The organism is Pandoraea anhela, from assembly GCF_902459655.1.
In the GTDB taxonomy this organism is placed as follows: domain Bacteria; phylum Pseudomonadota; class Gammaproteobacteria; order Burkholderiales; family Burkholderiaceae; genus Pandoraea; species Pandoraea anhela.
In genome coordinates, this window is the sequence record NZ_CABPSB010000017.1 from 74,579 (window position 1) to 93,059 (window position 18,481).

Below are 18,481 nucleotides of genomic sequence, written 5' to 3' on the forward strand. Positions count from 1 at the left end.
TCGCCGAACGAAACAAGGCGCGTACGATTCGCATCGCACGCGCCCCGATCGGCTCGCGCCTACCGTCGGCGCTCACCGAAGCGGTCAGACGCGCCGCCTATCTCGATCCTGCCTTGATCCCCGTCAGGCGGTCGTCGCTCCTTCAGGCTGCGTTTCCCAGCACCGGCGCATGCCAGTCCAGCGGCACGTTGGCGAGCATGTCGTCCACCATCGCGTCCAGATCGAACGCCGGCTTCCAGCCCCAGTCGTAGCGGGCATGCGTGTCGTCGAGCGTGTGTGGCCACGTCTGCGCGATCGCCTGACGGAAGTCCGGCGCGTACTCGACCTTGAAGCCAGGCACCCGACGGGCAATCGCGCCGGCGAGCGTCTTCGGATCGAAACTGACGCCGGCCACGTTGTACGACGAACGCACCCGCAGCCTCGACGCATCGGCATGCATCAGTTCGAGCGTGGCGCGCACGGCGTCCGGCATGTGGATCATCGGCAGCGTAGCGTCTTCTTTCAGGAAACAGGTGTATGTCTCGCCGCGACGCGCCGCCTGGAAAATCTCGATGGCGTAGTCCGTCGTGCCGCCGCCCGGGGGCGTCTTGTAGCTGATCACGCCCGGGTAGCGCAGACTGCGCACGTCCACGCCGAACTTCGAGAAGTAGTACTCGCATAGCCGCTCGCCCGCCTGCTTGCTGATGCCGTACATCGTGGTCGGATCCATGATGGCGAGCTGCGGCGTCTCGACGGCCGGGGTGTGCGGGCCGAACGCGGCGATCGACGACGGCCAGAACACGCGCAAGCCTCTGCCTTTGCCCTGATGCTCGCGCGCCAGTTCGAGCACGTTGAGCAGACCGTTCATGTTCAGCGTCCAGGCTTGCAGCGGACGGGTCTCGCCGGTGGCCGAGAGCAGCGCCGCCAGATGGAAAATCTGCGTGATGCCGAAACGCTCGACCAGCGCAGCCAGTCGCGCCGCATCGAGCACGTCGAGCGTCTCGTAATGCACCGGATGGCGCGAGGGCCCCGGGGCGATATCCGTCGCGACGACATTCTCGTTGCCGTACTGCGCTGCGAGCGCCTCGACGAGCTCGCTGCCGATCTGCCCGTTCGCGCCGATGATGAGAATTCGTTCCATGATCAACCTTGCTTGAGAATGCCGAGTTCGTTACCGGCCTGGGCGAACGCGGCCAGCGCCCGGGTGAGATGTTCGCGGGTATGCGCTGCGGAGAGTTGCACGCGCACGCGCGCCTGACCTTGCGGCACCACCGGGTAGAAGAACCCCGTGGCGATCACGCCGAGTTCGTACAGGCGTTGCGCGAAACGCTGCGCGAGCGTGGCGTCGAACAGCATGACCGGGACGATCGGGTGCGTGCCCGGCTTGATCGTGAAACCGAGCGCTGCCACTTCCTGACGGAAGAACGCGGTGTTAGCGTGCAGTTGCTCGCGGCGCGCCGACGAGTGTTCGAGTTCGTCGAACACGGCGAGCGACGTGCCGACGATCGCCGGTGCGAGGCTGTTCGAGAAAAGATACGGACGCGAGCGCTGGCGCAGCGTCTCGATCACTTCGCGACGCCCCGCCGTGAAGCCGCCCATCGCCCCGCCCAGCGCCTTGCCCAGCGTGCCGGTGATGATGTCGATGTTGCCGAGCACGCCGTGATGCTCATGGGTGCCGCGCCCCGTCGGCCCCATGAAGCCGGACGCGTGACACTCGTCGATCATGATCAGCGCGCCGTACTGCCCGGCGAGCGCCACGATGCGGTCGAGCTGGGCGATAGTGCCGTCCATCGAGAACACGCCGTCGGTGACGATGATGCGATGACGCGCGCCGGCCGCCGCCTGCAACTGGCGCTCGAGGTCGTCCATGTCGTTGTGGGCGTAGCGCAGACGTTGCGCCTTGCACAGCCGCACGCCATCGATGATCGAGGCGTGGTTCAGCGCGTCGGAGATGATGGCGTCCTGCTCGTCGAACAGCGGCTCGAACACGCCGCCATTGGCGTCGAACGCGGCGGCGTACAGGATGGCGTCTTCCGTGCCGAGAAACGCCGCGATGCGGGCTTCGAGTTCCTTATGCGGACCTTGCGTGCCGCAGATGAAGCGCACCGACGACAGGCCGAAGCCGAAGTCTTCCAGCGCTTTCTGCCCCGCCTTGACGAGCGACTCGCTGCCCGACAGGCCGAGATAATTGTTGGCGCACAGGTTGATACGCGTTTGTCCGTCGTCGCACATGACCTCCGGCCCCTGCCGCGACATGAGCACGCGTTCCTGCTTGAAAAGGCCCTGACGGCGCGTGTCTTCGAGTCGTTCGGTCAGTTGACGGTAGAAGCCCTCGCGGGCCTCCTGGGTATGTGCGGTCATCGGGCGCATCTCCTTTCATGCTGTTTTGCGTTCGGCGGGACCGTCGTGAGGCCCCGCCCGGGATTGCCGTCGACGCTTTTGGACGCCGGTCGGCTTCGATATCGTGGAAATCGCGACGTAGGGGCGCAAACCCGGCGTGCCCGCAAGCGCGCTCTGCTACCATCACGACATACAGCTTATCGGAAACTATACTTTATATTGAACAAGTTTCAATATATTGAAAAATTCTAATATCCCGGAATTCATATGGCAAGCACTCCCGCAGCGTCCGCGATGTCCCCGATCGCGCCGCCGCCCGTCGGCGACATGATTCAGCAACTGCGCAAAGAGCGTGGCATGACCCTGGAGACGCTCTCGCGCGCCTCCGGCGTCTCGAAGTCCATGCTCTCGCAGATCGAACGCGACAAGGCGAACCCGACCATCGCCGTGGCGTGGCGGCTGGCCAACGCGCTGGGCGTGCGCCTCGACCAGTTGTTGGGCGCGCCGGCAGGCGACCCCGAGCCGGTGCGCATCTACGGCAAGCACGAGACCCCGACACTGGCGGGCGCGGAGCAGGCGTATCAGTTGAAGATCCTCGGGCCGATGGAGTTGGCGGGGAAGTTCGAATGGTACGAACTCACGCTGCAACCCGGCGCGGCGCTCGTCTCCGAACCGCACGACCCGGGCACGCGCGAGCACTTCACCGTTTTCGACGGGCAGGTCGACATCGAGGTCGAACATGTCGCGCGCCGCGCGAAGCCGGGCGAGACCGCGCGCTATCCGGCCGACCGTGCCCATGCCATTCGCAACGTCGGCAAGTCGGTGGCGCGCGGACTGATGATCGTCATCCACGGGTAAGCCAAAGCTCAAGTCCCCCTGCGAACCGCCGTTAGCGCACGTTCGGTCGGCGCCTTCGCCGAAGGCGCCGACAACCGATCGCTTAACGGACCGCCCGGACGTGTCGCCACGTCACGTGCGGCCACCGCCAATGCAACACCAAAGCGGAATCAGTGGGGATGACGAAGGAATGCAGCGTTTGCGTCTGAAAGCGACATTGTGGTCTGCGGTCGCACATCGTCACCGCGTCACCGCGTCGCCGCGCGGACTGACGATCCGTTCGTCACGTATCTCTGGCCGACATCAGCGTGATCGACGGCATCGCGTTCCAGACCAACATTCTGGCGCGGAACGCCGCCGTGGAAGCCGCGCGGGCCGTCACGCCGATGGGTGAGGTGAGGTGACGCAGCAGAAGGCTGCGCTCGTTGAGCCGGCCGCGTCCGCCGGGCGCGTGTGTTGCAAGACGTGAGGGCGTGCGACCGGCGCGACGCGTCGCGTCGCGCCCCCTGCCGGTACTGAGGCGAAATGCTTCAGGCCATCGCCGTCAATTCGCCCGCCAAGCCGCCCGCCAAGCCCGCTTCGATCACCTGACGCGCCACCGTCGGCAGAATGCGCAACGGCGGCGATCCCGGACCGAAGGTCTGGCTCGCCGCATAGGCACCTTCGAGGACCAGACACAGCGCATTGACCAGCGGGGCGGGCTCGGCCAGGCCTGCCGCCGTCGCGAGCGCAGTAAAGCGTTTGACCACTTCCGCCTTGTAGTTCACCACCGAGAGCCGCGCCGCATGCGCCGGATCCGGGAATTCGGCGGCCACGTTCACGAACGGACACCCGCGATAGCCGGGCTTGCTCGCGCGCTCGGACAAATCCACGAAGATTTGCAGCATCTGGGCGCGCGGCTCGCCTGCCCGTTTCGCGATGCTCTCGTCGATGCGCGCCAAACTCGCCGTCTGCATATGATCCAGATACGCCAGAATCAGATCGTCCTTCGATGCGTACTGACGATACAGGCTCATTTTGTTGACGCCCGCGCGCTTGACGACCGCATCGACGCCTACCGCGCGCACGCCTTCCTTATGGAACAGCTCGACGGCAGCATCGAGCAGATGCTGTTGGGCAATAGGTGCCGGCGTGACATGTCGCGCGGGCTTTCCCGCTCTCGGGGCAGCACTGCGACGTCGCGCCCCGGCCCCCTTTTCCGTGCCCGTCTTGCCCGCTGCTTCGCCGCCAGCGTGCTTCGGTGCATGACGCATCACGCCATCACCGTCCTCCCTTGCCGGTCCCGCCGTGTCCTCGGGTGCGACCGACATGGTGTCGAGCGCGGGGGGCGTTGTCGATTTGGCCATTTCCGGCCCTCCCTGAAACGATACTTGGACGATCAGGCGCGCACCCGTGAATGCCACCGGGCCGCATTCGGCGACTGCGTTCGGTGCGAGCACCGCGCAGCGGACAAATCCCTGCCGTCACAAAGGAATACTTGACATGTTACCGATCGGTTCATAACATGGCAACCTCATGTTACCGATCAGTCACAATGCTACCGATCAGCATAGACTGCCCGGCTCTCGCAAACGTTCCCGGTTCGGCACCCGACACCGAACCTCAGCAAGGATTTCCGCCATGAAGGCTGCACTTGCCAAGCGCATCGACGGTCGCTTCCACTACGGGTGGATCGTCGTCGGCGTCATTTTCCTGGTTCTGCTCGCCTCGGCGGGCATTCGCGCGACCCCCAGCGTCATGATGGTGCCGCTCGAACACGACTTCGGCTGGAGCCGCGCCACGATTTCGCTGGCGATTTCCGTCAATCTGGCGCTGTACGGCCTGACGGGACCGTTCGCCGCCGCCGCCATGCAGCGTTTCGGCATTCGTCCGACGGTCATGGTGGCGCTGTTGCTGCTGGCGTCGGGCACGGCGCTCTCTTCGCTCATGACGGCGCCGTGGCAAATGGTGTTGATCTGGGGTGTCATGGTCGGCGGCGGAACGGGCGTGGCGGCGGTGACGCTCGCAGCGACGGTGTCGAATCGCTGGTTCCACACGCATCGCGGCCTGGCGATGGGGATTCTGACCGCCAGTTCGGCCACGGGCCAGATGGTGTTCCTGCCGCTCATGGCGGCGATCACCGAAAACTACGGCTGGCGACCGGTGGTGCTGATTGTCGCGCTGGTGGCGGCAGTGGTCTTGCCGCTGGTAGCGTTGCTGGTGCCGGAGCGTCCGGGGTCGGTGGGCCTGCGCCCGGTCGGCGCGCCCGAAGACGCGCCGGATGTCCCGCTCAGCCAGGGCAATCCGCTCACCGCCGCCTTGTCGGCACTGCGCATGGCTGCCGGCAAGCGGGACTTCTGGTTGCTGTTCTTCAGCTTCTTCATCTGTGGCGCAAGCACCAACGGCTATATCGGCACCCACTTCATCGCGATGTGCGGCGATTACGGCATCTCCGAAGTCAAGAGCGCCAGCATTCTGGCGGCGATGGGCATTCTCGATCTGGTGGGCACCACCGCGTCGGGCTGGCTCTCGGACCGTTACAACAGCCGTGTGTTGCTCTTCTGGTACTACGGTCTGCGCGGACTCTCGCTGATCTATCTGCCCTACGCCTTCGGTCTCGACTTCTTCGGCCTGCCGCTGTTCGCGCTGTTCTACGGTCTGGACTGGATCGCCACGGTGCCGCCGACCGTGCGCCTGACGACCGACGTGTTCGGCAAGACGATGGCCCCGATCGTGTTCGGCTGGATCGTTGCCGGTCATCAGCTCGGGGCGGCGACCGCAGCCCTCGTGGCCGGATCGCTGCGTGCAACGCTTGGTAACTACACGATGGCCTCGATGCTCTCCGGCGGCGTTTGCATCATCGGCGCGATCATGGTGTTACGCATTGCGCCGCACGCGCCGAAGCGCCCGATGGCAGCGCGCGCCTGAGAACGCATTTCGAAGGCCCTTTTTCGACGTACTCGACCGCCATCCGACATCGCATCCATTGAATGACAACGCGTCGCCAAGCCCGGCTTCGGCGCAGGGCATCCGGCGCGCTTTGGTGGCGGGGGTCGTTGGCCGAAACAACGTCGTCGTGCTAAGCACGGCCGGGAGAATTGCCGTAATCTGTGCGAGCTTTGTGCAGTACAGCACCCCCGACTTTCACAGGACATTCAGCCATGACGGATTCGCAACATACCCAACTCGCCGCGCTCGATACCGACCTGTTTTCGTCGTACAAGCTCGGCCCGCTCGAACTGAGTAATCGCATCGTGATGGCGCCGCTCACCCGCAGCCGCGCAGGCAAGGGCGACGTGCCGGGCCCGCTGGTCGCCGAGTACTACGCCCAGCGCGCATCCGCCGGGCTCATCGTCAGCGAAGCCACCAACATTTCGCAGCAAGGCAAGGGCTACGCATTCACGCCGGGCATTTATACGGAAGCACAGGTCGCCGGCTGGAAGCAGGTCACCGACGCGTTGCATGCCAAGGGCGGGAAGATCTTCTGCCAGTTGTGGCACGTGGGCCGCATCTCGCATCCGTCGCTGCAACCCGGCGGCGCGCTGCCGGTGGCGCCGTCCGCGATTCAGCCTGCCGGAAAGGCGTTCACGGAACATGGTTTCGAGCCGCATCCGGTGCCGCGCGCACTGGAAACGTCCGAGATCGCGGGCATCATCGAGCAATATCGGCATGCTGCCGAATGCGCGAAGCGCGCCGGTTTCGACGGCGTGGAAATCCATGCCGCGAACGGCTATCTGCTCGACCAGTTCATGCGCGACAAGACCAACCATCGCACGGACCAGTACGGCGGCAGCATCGAAAACCGCGTGCGTCTGGTACTCGAAGTCACGCAAGCGGTCGTCGACGTCTGGGGGGCCGATCGTGTCGGCATCCGCCTGTCGCCGATCAGCCCGGCCAACGATTGCGGCGACAGCAATCCGGAACCGGTGTTCACGTATGCCGTCGAACAGCTCAACCGCTTCGGCCTGGTGTATCTGCAAGTGGTCGAAGGCGCGACGGGCGGCCCGCGCGAAGTGGAAGGCGGCTTCGATCTCCAGAAGCTGCGCCACCGCTTCAAGGGCACGTTCATGGCCAACAACGGCTATGACCTTGCACTGGCGCTCAAGGCCCGCAAGGAAAACCTCGCGGATCTGATTGCGTTCGGCAAACCGTTCATTGCGAACCCGGATCTGGTGGAGCGCCTCAAGCGCGGCGGCCCGTTCAACGCACTGGATCGCGATACGCTGTACGGCGGCGATGCGCGTGGTTACGTCGACTATCCCACGCTGGACGAGTCGGCGGCGTAACGGACGCCCTGAACGTACGGTGCGCCAGGCACGCGACATCCCATCGAGTTGATGCCGCCGTGCGACGGCCCCCTTCGAAAAGGGCTCCTTCGGGAGCCCTTGTTGCATCCGCCGGGCCGCCTGGATTCGCGGCGACGAATCCATCGCCGTGCGCCCCTGTCTCGTCGGCGGGCGAAGACGCATCGTTGACGTGACATGAACGCCGGTAGCCCCGGTGCATTTTTTCCCCGAGACGCCGGCAATTCGTTCGCTACGCCGCGCGCTGCGCCTGCCAGCGAACCAGATCGGCACCCGCCGGATTCTGGTACATGCGCAAGCCGAACTCCGGCAGGATGGCCAACAAGTGATCGAAGACATCGCCCTGTACGCGCTCGTATTCGGCCCAAACGATCGTGTTCGTGAAGCAATAGAGTTCGACCGGAATCCCGGTAGCCGTCGGCTGCAACGAGCGCACCATGCATGTCATGCCGTCATGGATGTTCGGATGCGCCTTCAGATAGGCCAACGCATACGCCCGGAACGTGCCGATGTTCGTCAAACGCCGCGTATTCGCCGGCACCCCCGCCGCGATGCCCAGCGCCGCATTGGCATCCGCGAGCGAACGCTGCTTCTCCGAAAGATAACCCCCCAGCAAATGCAGCTTCGACAACCGCGCGATCTCGGCGTCGTCCAGAAACCCGACACTGCCGGCGTCAATACACAGCGTGCGCTTGATGCGACGACCGCCCGACTGCTGCATGCCTCGCCAGTTGCGGAAGCTCTCGGAGATCAGACGCCACGTCGGAATCGTCGTGATCGTCTTGTCCCAGTTCTGCACCTTCACCGTATGTAACGCGATATCCACCACATCGCCATCGGCGCCGACTTGCGGCATTTCGATCCAGTCGCCCACACGCAGCATGTCGTTAGACGTCAATTGCACGCTCGCCACGAACGACATGATCGTGTCCTTGAACACCAACAGCAGCACCGCCGACATTGCGCCTAACCCGGAGAGCAGCAGCCACGGCGAACGGTCGATGATCGTGGCGACGATGGCGATCGCCGCCACGACGTAGAGCGCAATCTTGCCTAACTGCACGTATCCCTTGATCGAGCGCGTACGCGCATGCTCCGACATCGCGTACACGGTTTGCGCCGCATCCAGAATCCCCGCGACGGCCAGCGTCGCGTAGAGCAGCGTCGTGGCGAGCGCCACGTTGCCGATGACGAGCACGGCCTTCTCCGGCAGATCCGGCACCAGCTCGATGCCGAACTGAATCACCAGATAGGGCAGCACGCGCGCCGCCCGATGGAAAACGCGATGCGCGAGCAGCGCGTCGTCCCAGCGATTGGCGGTGCGCTGCACCACCATACGCACCACACGAACGATCAGAAACTGCGCCACGGCCTGCGTCAGTGCCGCCGCCACGATCAGCATCGCCAGCCCCCCGACCATGCGCGCCCGCGGCGCATTGTCGAACCAAGCCATTACCGCTTCCCACGTCATCCCCTAACTCCTTGACTCACCGATTGCTTTACATGATGCCCGCCGGTCGCTCACCGTGGTCGACCGACGACGGACAAACGCAAATGACGGCCGCGGTGGGCCGTCATTCTTGGCGGTGCCGGCAAGACGTTTCCTCCCCGTCTCCCGACACTCGAAAAATCTGCGATACAGGTCCGCCTCGTTGCCCCGCGTCTTGGGGCTGCGTCGGTGCAACGGCGGTCCCGGCAGCTTACACCGATGCGCCGAACGGCACGCTCGCGACGACACTCGGCGCGCCCGGCAGCGACGGCGCAATGATCGTGCCGCCACCATTGCCCCGCGACTTGCCCGAACTCAGATAGTCCGCGATCGAATCCTGCGTGACCTCGCCGAGGTACTGATTGTCGTCACCCAACACCGGCAGCGATGCCAGATTGTGCTCGTACATGCGCGAGAGCAGCACGCGCAGGTTGTCGCCGGCAACGGCCGACGCCTTGAACTCACGCACCCGCTCGCCGCAGGTGCCTTGCGCATGACGCGTATCGCGACGTGCAATGTACCCCAGCGCGCGTGCGCTTTCGTCGACGACCACCAGCGAACGCGTATCGAGTTCGTCCATCATGCCGTAGGCTTCGGCCAGCGTCGTCTGTGGCTTGACGGTCGGTTGCGGGGTTGCGGCGTCTTCTGCGCGCACCAACAGCAGGCGCTTGAGAATTCGGTCATGTCCCACGAAGCTCGCGACGAATTCGTCGACCGGGCGCGCCAGCAATGCATCCGGTTGCGCGTATTGCACCAGACGGCCTTGACGGAAGATCGCGATCCGATCGGCCAGTTTGATCGCCTCGTCGATATCGTGGCTGACCATGATGACGGTCTTGCCCAGTTGACGCTGCATTTGCAGGAACTCGTTCTGGATCGATTCGCGGTTGATCGGATCGACCGCACCGAACGGCTCGTCCATCAGCAACACGGGCGGGTCCGCCGCCAGGGCGCGGATCACGCCGATACGTTGTTGCTGGCCGCCCGAGAGCTCGCGCGGATAGCGCGAGAGATAGCGCTTCGGATCGAGCGCCACCATCGCCATCAGTTCGGTCGCGCGCTCGCGGCAACGCTGCTTGTCCCAGCCCAACAGACGCGGCACCACCGTGATGTTCTCCTCGATGGTCATGTTCGGGAACAGGCCGATCTGCTGGATCACATAGCCGATATGGCGGCGCAGTTCGATTTCGTTGATCTTCCCGGTGTCTTCGCCGTTGAGCAGAATGTGCCCGGACGTCGGCTTGATCAGCCGGTTGATCATCTTGAGTGTGGTCGTCTTGCCGCATCCCGACGGGCCGAGGAAGACGCAGATTTCGCCCGGCGGCACCTCGAGGCTGACCGAGTTCACGGCGGTCACGCGCGTGCCGTCCTTCTGAACGAAGCTTTTGGTGAGATTGTCGAGTTTGATCATACGGTTCGGATTCCTTTCGGTGTCAGCACGCGCTGAAGGCGGTGCAACAGGGTGTCGGCGACGATGGCGAGCAAACTCACCATGACCGCACCCACGACGAGTTGCCGGGTATCGCTCTGGCTGATGCCCTGGGTGATCAACACCCCGAGACCGCCGGCCCCGACGATGGCGCCAATGGCCATCACGCCAATATTCATGACGACGGCAGTGCGCACGCCGCCCAGCACCACCGGCACGGCCAGCGGCAGTTCGACGAGGCGAAGTCGCTGCCAGAACGTCATGCCGATGCCGATGCCGGCTTCGCGAATGCTGGGGTCGATCTGCCGCAACGCGAGGCTCGTGTTGCGCATGATCGGCAGCAGCGAGTACAGGAAGACGGCGGCGACGGCGGGCGCCGGGCCGATGCCCATGCCGTACACGGACAGCGCCGGGATCATCAGGCCGAACAGGGCGATCGACGGGATCGTGAGCACGACCGTCGCCAGACCCAGCACAGCGCCCGACAACCAGCGAAAACGCGTGACCAGCACGCCCAGCGGCACGCCGACCACGATAGCCGCCCCGACCGAGGCGGCGACCAGCCACGCGTGCTGACCGGTCAGGGTCAGGATGCGATGCCAGTTGTGTGTCAGAAATTCAATCATGGGACTCCTCAATCAGTCAGTGGGCGACGGCAATGGATCGCCGTCACTGCACCAGTCCTTCCTGCTTGAGGAAGTCGCTCGCCACACGCGAGACGGACCGATGGTCGATGTCGACCTTCGCATTCATGTCACGCATGTTCTCGTCGTTGATCTTCGCGGACAGCGCGTTGAGTTCGTCGGCGAGTTTGGGGTTGGCGTCGAGGACTTCCTTGCGCACCACCGGCGTGGCCGCATACGCAGGGAAGAAGCCTTTGTCGTCGGCCAGCACCTTCAGATCGAAACCCTTGTTACGGCCATCGCTCGTATAAACGAGACCGGCATCGATCTGCTCGTTCCTGAGCGCCGTGTACACGAGGCCGGGGTCCATCTGCTTGATGTTGCGGCGCTCGAGATGGAAGTCGTAAAGCTGCTCCATCGGATCGAGACCGTCGGAGCGACCGACGAACTCCATGTCGAAGGCAAATTGCATCTTCGGATGCGTGCGGAATGTCTCGATGAGTTGCGACACGGTCTCGATGCCCTCGTCACGCGCGATCTTGCCCGGCATGGCGAATGCATAGGTATTGTTCAGCGCGGCCGGGTTAAGCCAGACGAGGCCGATCTTGCCGTCGAGGTCCTTCACACGCTCGTAGGTCTGCTGCGGATCGAGCTTTTCGCTGACCTTGTTGTAGACGATCAGCGACGTGCCGGTGTACTCCCAGACCACATCGAGCTGATGGCTCTCCATGCCTTGGCGCATTACCACGCTGCCCAGCCCGTTCTTGAGTTCGACGTCGTACCCCTTGCTGCGCAGGTATTGCGCCGTCATCTCGGAGAGGATCAACTGCTCGGTGAAGTTCTTGCCGCCAATGGTGAGTGTGGCGGCCGGTGCGGCAGCGCTCGTCGCCAACGCACCGAGCGCGACGACCGCGACGCCCAGCGCACGCGTGCAGCGCGTGATGAAGCGAGGAAAAGAAAATGGCATACGTGTGGGTCTCCTGAAGTCTTAGCGCGCAGCGGCGCCGTGACGCGCGAACCAGAGCCCGCTGACGAAAGCGACGATGCCGTCGAGCACGAGCGCGAGCAACGCCGTGCCGGCCGCGCCGAGCAGCAACTTGGTCTGGTCGTTGAGATAAATGCCCGGGAAGATCAACTGTCCCAGACTGTCCGCACCGATCAGGAACGCGAGCGGCGCGGTGCCGACGTTGATCGCGAGCGCAGTGCGCACGCCGCCGACGATGACCGGCATGGCGTTGGGCAGATCGACGCGGAACAGCACTTGCGCCGGCGTCATGCCCATGCCGCGCGCCGATTCCCGCAGCGCGGGAGGCACCTGCCGCAAGCCTTCGTACGCGTTACGCACGATCGGCAGCAGCGACGCGAGCCACAACGCCAGAATGGCCGGCCGGTCGCCGATCCCGAGGACCGCCATCGACAGCGCCAGCACGGCGAGCGACGGCAGTGTGTTGCCAATGTTGAAAATCTGCACCGCACGCTCAGCGTGTTTCTCGAACATCGGCCGCGAGATCAGCACGCCCGCAGGCACGCCGACCACGATGGCCAATGTCATCGAAATCGCCACTAGCTTGAGATGCTGCTGGGTGTAATACACCAGGTCGCCCCGGTATTTGATGAGCGAATCGACGCCCAGCCAATACACCAGACCGGTCACTGCGGCGGCAACACCGAGCAGTCCGAAGCCGGCCAGATAGAGAATGCGATACTGCTTCGCCACGTTCATGCTCCCTTTGAATGGGTTGGCAGCGCTGCGCGCGAGGCAATAGCCATAGCCATCGCCCCACGTGACAACGCGGTCAATCAAGCATGACAACTGATAGCTGCCTTGCGAATTGTGATGTGTTCGATCCGAAGGTCTGTGGAAGACGACGGTGACGAACAAGGCGTCGCGAAATGCGACATGAGAGACGAGCTTTCGACGCCGTGGGCGCCTGGGCCTCTCGGTGCACGCTTATTGAAAGCGCGCGAAAGTTTTACTGCACAAACTCATTGCGTGATGGTAAGGACGCCGGCGCAACGAGGAACACCGGCAACGCTTTTGATTCTATGGGCCAACCGAAGCGATTGGCTTTTTTTATTCTAGTACAGATAGTGCGTCGATGCCAACCCGTAGCACGTTTTTAGTGAAGAATCCGGCATATTTACACGCAATTACACCCATCGATCGCTTAATAAACAGGATAACTAATTAATTGCGTACGCTGAAATCCCCCGTCGTCACTGGCGTTGCGGGAATATGAAAAGTTGCATCTGCAACACGGCTTTACGACGTCCCGAAATCCTGCATTTCGACGTTTCGCATCGCGGATCGATGTACCGCGGCGAATTGTTTTCCGGCGCCGACGGCATCGTGTTTTTCCGCCCCGACATGGTGCGTCACGGCGTCGAAATCCGCATGTCGTCGGGTGCGCGTACGGAAATCAGCACCCCGCTTCGGAAACGGATGCGAAGCCGGAAAAACTCGTGTATTCTCCGAGGTTTATCTTAGTTTTCAATCATTTAGCGAAAAATCGGGGAAACGTGGGCGTAACGTGAGGCCATGACCTTGCGGCGATTCGCGGGCGCGGTGATTGAACAGTATTGAACGGTAAAAAAGCGATCGTGCGCGGGCACGAGTTCGTTGAATGGCGAATAACAACTATGAAAAGTACCATCAGCCGTACCGAACAGGGCAATCGCGTTGCCGCGACCACAATTTTGGCTGCGTGCGCCGCGCTCACGCTCGGCGGATTCCTTGCGCGCGCTTTCGAAGGCGCGGTGAACCCGTTGCTCACCTTCTTTCTCGTCTCCGCAGGCGGCATTCTCAACCTGTCGACGGCGTGTCTGCTCGGCGTTCAGTATCTCTATAACGGCAAGCGCTACTTCGCGCAGTTCGGCTGCGCATTCCTGCTGCGCGGCCTGTTCATGTTCACCGAAGGGGTGTTGCTCGCGAATCAACTGGCCGGCATCTCCACGCACGCCACACGCGCGCCGTTCTGGCTCTGGCTGGTGGCCGAAGCCAGCTTCGCCGCGTACGTGATGCTAAGCGTACGCAGCTATTCGCGCACGCGCATGGATCCGCATACGCGCCCGGGCTATTCCGAAGCCGCACGATACGGCGCGACCGTGCTGGTTATCTGGGTGACGGTATCGCTCTCGCTCGCTGGGGCCGGACGCACGCTGATCACACCGCATCTGGCGGGGGGCATAGACATCGAGACGCTCGCGCTCGGGGCGCTCTTCGTCGCCTACGTCGCGCTGTGGTGGCGCATCGCGGTGATCACGCGTTTGTCGCACAAGCTGTTTTTGCTCGTGTGGGTCGTCGTCACCATCTCGCTGTGTCAGTTGCTGCTCTCGCTAACCGCACCGAGCGAAGCGTCTTATCAGTGGTATGCGGCGCGTTTGCTCGCTCTGGCGTCGCCGGGTGTCGCCACGCTCGCGCTCGTGTGGGAAATCACGCGTCAGTATCAATCGCTCGCGCTCACCAACACGGATCTGGTGGAGAAAGTGTTCATCGATCCGCTCACGCACATCTATAACCGCCGCTACTTCGACAATCGCATCCGCCTCGTCGCGGAGCGTGTGCAGCAGCGCGCGATTCCGCTGTCCGTGCTGCTGATCGACATCGACTATTTCAAGCAGGTAAACGACCGCTACGGACACCCGTTCGGCGACGCCGTATTGCAGCGCATCGCCACCACGATCCAGCATTGCATCCGGTTGCCGAGCGACTTCGCCGTGCGTCTCGGCGGCGAGGAGTTCGCGGTGGTGTTGCCCGAGATCGATCAGCATGCGGCGCTGCGGGTCGCCGACCGGATTCGCGAATCGGTCAAGCGCGCGAGTTCCGATCTGCTGCCGCAAACAGCGCGCGACGAAGGCGAGGCGATCACGATCAGCGTGGGGATTGCATCATGGCAGCCGGGCGAGCCGCTCGTCATCAGCGCGATGCTCGACCGTGCGGACAAGGCGCTGTATCAGGCCAAGCACAAGGGACGCGATCAGAGCGTGCTGGGACAGATGGCGGCGTGAGGTTCGTTGCGTCAACGCCCGCCGCGCCGACAACGACAACGAGAGCGACCACGACCACTAAGCCGGCAATGCCTCATGGCCGCATCTTTTCGCGTCGCCCCGATTATCGGTTGCCCGCGATCTCGACGCGTGAAGCGCGAGCGATGGGAGGGTCAGTGAGGTCTGAGAGGCGTGCCGGTTGAGACACGCGAGCGTCAAGCCGATCGGGAAGACGACGCGGAGGCCCCTTGAGTTCGACGGTATTGCCATCCGGATCGTTGAGATAACACGATGGCCCCTCGCCCTGTGCGCCGTAGCGCTGCACGACCTCGCCCAGCGTCACGCCGTGCGACGCGAGTCCCTGACGAATGGCCTCGTCGTCGAACGGCGCCACGCGCAAACAGAAGTGATCGAGATTGCGCCCTTCCGGGCCGGGCGCCGCGCCGCCCTGGCGGCCGATCGTCCCGGCGACATCCACCAGATCGATCAGCGAATCGCCCGCCCGCAGTTGCACCAGTCCGATGTCGGCCTGCACCTTCTCCAGCGTACAGCCCAATACATCGATGTAGAAGTGCCGGAGCCGGGCGACATCGGCGGTGCGCAGCACGACGTGATCGAGGGCGACGAACGGAATCTTCATCCCTTGGCTCGCTACGGCGTCAGGCACTCAGCGCATAGCGCCGTCGCTTCTCGACCTTGGTTTCGTGCGTCATTTCGCTTCGTCCGTCTTCGAAGACCGTCTCCAGCCGCACCGTGAAGCCCCACAACCGTGCCACGTGCTTGAGGACTTCTTCGAAGCTGTCGTCGAGCGGCTTGCGTTCGCTCTGCACGTGACGCAGCGTGAGCGAACGATCGCCGTGCAGATCGACATGCGCGACCTGAATGTTCGGTTCAAGCTGGCTGAGGTTGTACTGCTGTGCAAGCATCTCGCGAATCTCGCGATAACCGGCGTCGTTGTGAATGGCCGTCACCCGCAGGCGGCTGTCGCGATCGTCGTCGAGCACCGAGAACAGCTTGAGGTCGCGAATGACCTTGGGCGAGAGAAACTGCTGGATGAAGCTCTCGTCCTTGAAGTTGCGCATCGCAAAGTCGAGCGTCGTGAGCCAGTCGGCACCCGCAATATCCGGCGCCCACCGGCGATCTTCTTCCGTCGGATCCTCGCACATGCGGCGAATGTCCTGGAACATCGCGAAGCCCAGCGCATACGGATTCAGACCGCTGTAGTACGGGCTGTCGAACGACGGCTGATAGACCACGTTCGTGTGCGCGTGCAGGAACTCCATCATGAAAGCGTCGTTGACGAGCTTCTCCTTGTAGAGCTGCTGGAGAATCGTGTAGTGCCAGAATGTGGCCCAACCCTCGTTCATGACCTTCGTCTGACGCTGCGGATAGAAGTACTGCGCGAGCTTGCGCACGATGCGCACGATCTCGCGCTGCCACGGCGCGAGCTTCGGGGCATTCTTCTCGAAGAAGTACAGCAGGTTTTCCTGAGGCTCGCCCGGGAACGGCGGTTCGTCCGAATCGGTGGGATCGAGTCCGTCGTCTTCATCGTCGTCGTGCAGGGCGTGATTCGGCAGTGTGCGCCACAGATCGTTGATCTGCATTTGCAGGTAGTTTTCACGCTCCTTCTGCCGCGCCTGCTCCTGCGCCAGCGACAGCCGCTTGGGCCGCTTGTAACGGTCCACGCCGTAGTTCATCAGCGCGTGGCACGAATCGAGCAACAGTTCCACGGACTGCTCGCCATAGCGTTGCTCGCACTCGGTGATGTAATTGCGCGCGAACAGCAGGTAATCGACGATGGCGTCGGCGCTGGTCCATGTACGGAAGAGGTAGTTGCCCTTGAAGAACGAGTTATGACCGTAGCTGGCGTGCGCGATGGTCAACGCCTGCATGGTCATGCTGTTCTCCTCCATCAGATACGCGATGCAGGGGTTCGAGTTGATGACGATCTCGTAGGCGAGTCCCATCTGACCGCGCTTGTAGCCACGCTCTGACGACAGGAAGTGCTTGCCGTACGACCAGTGGTGATAACCGATGGGCAAGCCGACGGTCGCGTAAGCGTCGAGCATCTGCTCGGCCGTGATGATCTCGATCTGGTTCGGGTACGTGTCGAGCTTGAAATCCGACGCGATACGCGCGATCTCATGCTCGTAGCGCTGAATCAGTTCGAACGTCCATTCCGATCCGGTGGAGATATACGCCATGATGCGTCCTCGTTGTAGTACCGGCGGGACGGTTTTCAGGCCGCCTTCTTCTTGAACAGGTCGTGCAGCACCGGGTAAATTTCGGCGGCTTCCATAATGCGTTGCATCGCGAAATTCGGGTGCTGCTGCTTGACCGACAGGTATTCGTTCCACAGGTTCTGCGGTTCCGCGCTCGCCACCTCCACGTAGGCGAAGTACTGCACGGCCGGCATGATCGACTGCATCAGAATGTCGCGACAGATGGGCGAGTCCCCGTCCCAGTTGTCGCCGTCGGAGACCTGCGCCCCATAGATATTCCAGTCGCTCGGCGAGTACCGGTCCGCAATGATCTCGTTCATCAGCTTGAGCGCGCTGGAGACCACCGTGCCGCCGGACTCGCGCGCGTAGAAGAAGTCGTCTTCGTTGACTTCCTTCGCTGTGGTGTGGTGGCGAATGAGCACCAGGTCGATACGCTCGTAGTTATGCCGCAGGAACAGATAAAGCAGCATGAAGAAGCGTTTGGCGAGTTCCTTGCGGCTCTGATCCATGGAGCCCGAGACGTCCATCAGACAGAACATGACCGCCTGCGCTTGCGGGCGCGGCTGCATGATCCGGTTCGAATACCGCAGATCGAGTTTTTCGATGTACGGGATCGCCTCGACACGCGTGCGCAGGTGCGTAATCTCGTGGGCCAGCGCCAACGCGCGCGGCGACGTATCGCCCTCGCGCGAGACGATGTCCGCATACTCGGCTTCGAGTTCGCGCAATTGCTTGCGATACGGGGCGGTGAGCGCGATGCGGCGGCCCAGCGAGCTGCGCATCGTACGGATGACGTTCAGGTTCGACGGCGTGCCGTCGATGGAATAGCCCGCACGGACCTTGCGGAACTCCGGAATCTGCGCAAGCCGGCGTTTCGCGAGGTCCGGCAGCGCCATGTCCTCGAAGAAGAATTTCAGAAACTCCTCACGCGAGAGATTGAAGACGAAATCGTCCTCGCCCTCTCCCGAGTCGCTGGCGCGGCTGCCGCCGCCCCCTGCGCCCGATGGCGGACGCTCGAAGTTGTCACCCACCACGAACTCGCGATTGCCGGGATGTACCATCTCCCGCCGCCCGCCGGGCCCGTGGTGGAACAACGGCTCCGAAATGTCCTTGACCGGGATCGAGACCTGTCCGCTGCCATCGATATCGGTGATCTTGCGCCCAGCCACCGCCTTCGCTACCGCGCGACGAATCTGATCGCGGTAGCGTTTGATGAAGCGCTGCTGGTTGATGGCGCTTTTGTTCTTGCCGTTTTGCCGTCTGTCGATGATTGCTGACATAGTGGCCCCGAT

The 18,481-nt window shown here is 63.0% G+C and carries 14 protein-coding genes and 2 pseudogenes; 5 read left to right on the top strand and 11 right to left on the bottom strand.

All coding sequences use genetic code 11. From position 1 onward, the window contains the following. Window positions 1-142: 142 nt before the first annotated feature. The gene (locus PAN31108_RS20240) at window positions 143-1,120 is read right to left on the bottom strand and encodes an NAD-dependent epimerase/dehydratase family protein (RefSeq protein ID WP_150670567.1); all 978 of its coding nucleotides are present in this window, start codon (window positions 1,118-1,120) and stop codon (window positions 143-145) included. A gap of 2 nt (window positions 1,121-1,122) precedes the next feature. Then, the gene (gene kbl / locus PAN31108_RS20245) at window positions 1,123-2,340 is read right to left on the bottom strand and encodes a glycine C-acetyltransferase (protein ID WP_150670568.1); all 1,218 of its coding nucleotides are present in this window, start codon (window positions 2,338-2,340) and stop codon (window positions 1,123-1,125) included. A gap of 246 nt (window positions 2,341-2,586) precedes the next feature. Between kbl and PAN31108_RS20250 the strand changes: the two genes are divergently transcribed. Together PAN31108_RS20250 and PAN31108_RS20255 are read left to right on the top strand one after the other, a co-directional pair. Next, entirely contained in the window at window positions 2,587-3,177 is a 591-nt protein-coding gene (locus PAN31108_RS20250) for a helix-turn-helix domain-containing protein (RefSeq protein WP_174995070.1), read from the top strand. 281 nt (window positions 3,178-3,458) lie between these two features. Further along, window positions 3,459-3,533 (top strand): annotated as a pseudogene (locus PAN31108_RS20255) (methyl-accepting chemotaxis protein); the annotation flags it as partial. Window positions 3,534-3,686: 153 nt separating this feature from the next. On the opposite strand, the gene PAN31108_RS20260 reads toward PAN31108_RS20255, so the two are convergent. Continuing rightward, window positions 3,687-4,502, bottom strand: coding sequence for a TetR/AcrR family transcriptional regulator (locus PAN31108_RS20260; RefSeq protein WP_246184055.1), 816 nt, complete (start codon window positions 4,500-4,502; stop codon window positions 3,687-3,689). Between the two features lie 274 nt (window positions 4,503-4,776). Between PAN31108_RS20260 and PAN31108_RS20265 the strand changes: the two genes are divergently transcribed. Together PAN31108_RS20265 and PAN31108_RS20270 are read left to right on the top strand one after the other, a co-directional pair. Continuing rightward, a complete protein-coding gene (locus PAN31108_RS20265) occupies window positions 4,777-6,063 on the top strand; it encodes an MFS transporter (protein WP_150670569.1) in 1,287 nt (428 codons plus the stop codon). 233 nt (window positions 6,064-6,296) lie between these two features. Further along, on the top strand, window positions 6,297-7,421 hold the full coding sequence (locus PAN31108_RS20270) for an alkene reductase (protein WP_150670570.1): 1,125 nt from the start codon (window positions 6,297-6,299) through the stop codon (window positions 7,419-7,421). A 250-nt stretch (window positions 7,422-7,671) separates the two neighbouring features. Here PAN31108_RS20270 and PAN31108_RS20275 read toward each other — a convergent pair whose 3' ends face one another. The 5 genes from PAN31108_RS20275 to PAN31108_RS20295 form a co-directional block, all read right to left on the bottom strand. Beyond that, window positions 7,672-8,910 (bottom strand): mechanosensitive ion channel family protein, encoded by a 1,239-nt coding sequence (locus PAN31108_RS20275; RefSeq protein WP_150670571.1) that lies wholly within the window; start codon window positions 8,908-8,910, stop codon window positions 7,672-7,674. Between the two features lie 229 nt (window positions 8,911-9,139). Next, window positions 9,140-10,339: an osmoprotectant ABC transporter ATP-binding protein OsmV gene (locus PAN31108_RS20280; protein ID WP_150670572.1), complete on the bottom strand. Its 1,200-nt coding sequence runs from the start codon at window positions 10,337-10,339 to the stop codon at window positions 9,140-9,142. Next, window positions 10,336-10,983: an ABC transporter permease gene (locus PAN31108_RS20285; RefSeq protein ID WP_039393117.1), complete on the bottom strand. Its 648-nt coding sequence runs from the start codon at window positions 10,981-10,983 to the stop codon at window positions 10,336-10,338. The genes PAN31108_RS20280 and PAN31108_RS20285 overlap by 4 nt, the downstream gene beginning before the upstream one ends. 43 nt (window positions 10,984-11,026) lie before the next feature. After that, window positions 11,027-11,947 (bottom strand): glycine betaine ABC transporter substrate-binding protein, encoded by a 921-nt coding sequence (locus tag PAN31108_RS20290; RefSeq protein ID WP_150670573.1) that lies wholly within the window; start codon window positions 11,945-11,947, stop codon window positions 11,027-11,029. A 21-nt stretch (window positions 11,948-11,968) separates the two neighbouring features. After that, entirely contained in the window at window positions 11,969-12,703 is a 735-nt protein-coding gene (locus PAN31108_RS20295; RefSeq protein WP_150670618.1) for an ABC transporter permease, read from the bottom strand. A gap of 917 nt (window positions 12,704-13,620) precedes the next feature. Here PAN31108_RS20295 and PAN31108_RS20300 point away from each other — a divergent pair. Beyond that, window positions 13,621-14,988 carry a GGDEF domain-containing protein gene (locus PAN31108_RS20300; protein WP_150670574.1) on the top strand — a complete coding sequence of 456 codons (1,368 nt, stop codon included), beginning with the start codon at window positions 13,621-13,623 and terminating at the stop codon, window positions 14,986-14,988. A 217-nt stretch (window positions 14,989-15,205) separates the two neighbouring features. Here PAN31108_RS20300 and PAN31108_RS20305 read toward each other — a convergent pair. From PAN31108_RS20305 to PAN31108_RS20315, 3 genes and pseudogenes are all read right to left on the bottom strand, one after another. Continuing rightward, a pseudogene (locus PAN31108_RS20305) lies at window positions 15,206-15,607 on the bottom strand (VOC family protein); the annotation flags it as partial. A 19-nt stretch (window positions 15,608-15,626) separates the two neighbouring features. Next, on the bottom strand, window positions 15,627-17,171 hold the full coding sequence (locus PAN31108_RS20310) for a SpoVR family protein (RefSeq protein ID WP_150670576.1): 1,545 nt from the start codon (window positions 17,169-17,171) through the stop codon (window positions 15,627-15,629). Between the two features lie 35 nt (window positions 17,172-17,206). After that, on the bottom strand, window positions 17,207-18,469 hold the full coding sequence (locus PAN31108_RS20315; protein ID WP_150670577.1) for a YeaH/YhbH family protein: 1,263 nt from the start codon (window positions 18,467-18,469) through the stop codon (window positions 17,207-17,209). Window positions 18,470-18,481: the final 12 nt, after the last annotated feature.